Below are 705 nucleotides of genomic sequence, written 5' to 3'. Positions count from 1 at the left end.
ATTAAAAATAAAAAAACTNTTTTTTTTGCCTCTACTATTGTACGTACTAAAAAATAGTTGTATTTTTGCATCCGCAATACAGAAGCACGGTCCGTTCATCTATCGGTTAGGATCTCTAGGTTTTCTATCCAGGAAAGAGGGGTTCGACTCCCCTACGGACTACTATTTTTGTTTTGCAAAGTATTCCTAAACTTTAAAAGGAGATGGTCCGTTCATCTATCGGTTAGGATCTCTGGTTTTCATCCAGGAAAGAGGGGTTCGACTCCCCTACGGACTACAATTTCAATTTAGATTGAAGAAAAAACTTAGGAGGATAATGGTCCGTTCGTCTAGGGGTTAGGACGCCAAGATTTCGTCTTGGTAACAGGGGTTCGATTCCCTTACGGACTACAAAAAAAGAATAGTAAAAGATAAAAAAGTAATAAAATGGCAAATCATAAGTCAGCTCTAAAGAGAATCAGAAGTAACGAAAAGAGAAGAGTGTTAAACAGATACCAACATAAAACTACTCGTAATGCAATTAAAGCATTAAGAATAGCAACTGATAAGGTAGATGCTACATCTAAGTTATCAAACGTTATTTCTATGATTGACAAATTAGCTAAAAAGAATATCATTCATGATAATAAAGCGTCTAATTTAAAATCTAAATTAACGAAGCACGTTTCTAAATTGTAATTATTACGGTTTGTATATGTCATAAAA

General features: G+C 34.1%; 1 protein-coding gene and 2 tRNA genes. All 3 read left to right on the top strand.

What is annotated here, in order from left to right:
• Positions 1-205 precede the first annotated feature (205 nt).
• The 3 genes from A3SG_RS21790 (at position 206) to rpsT (ending at position 678) form a co-directional block, all read left to right on the top strand.
• A tRNA-Glu gene (locus A3SG_RS21790) sits at positions 206-277 on the top strand.
• A 41-nt stretch (positions 278-318) separates the two neighbouring features.
• Positions 319-390: transfer RNA gene (locus tag A3SG_RS0118485), tRNA-Glu, on the top strand.
• 36 nt (positions 391-426) lie between these two features.
• Positions 427-678: a 30S ribosomal protein S20 gene (gene rpsT, locus A3SG_RS0118480; RefSeq protein WP_016991462.1), complete on the top strand. Its 252-nt coding sequence runs from the start codon at positions 427-429 to the stop codon at positions 676-678.
• The last annotated feature ends 27 nt before the right edge of the window (positions 679-705 follow it).

This window comes from Flavobacterium sp. ACAM 123, from assembly GCF_000264055.1.
GTDB lineage: Bacteria > Bacteroidota > Bacteroidia > Flavobacteriales > Flavobacteriaceae > Flavobacterium.
The sequence above is the reverse complement of the archived record's forward strand: the minus strand, read 5'-3'. Positions and strand labels throughout refer to the sequence as shown.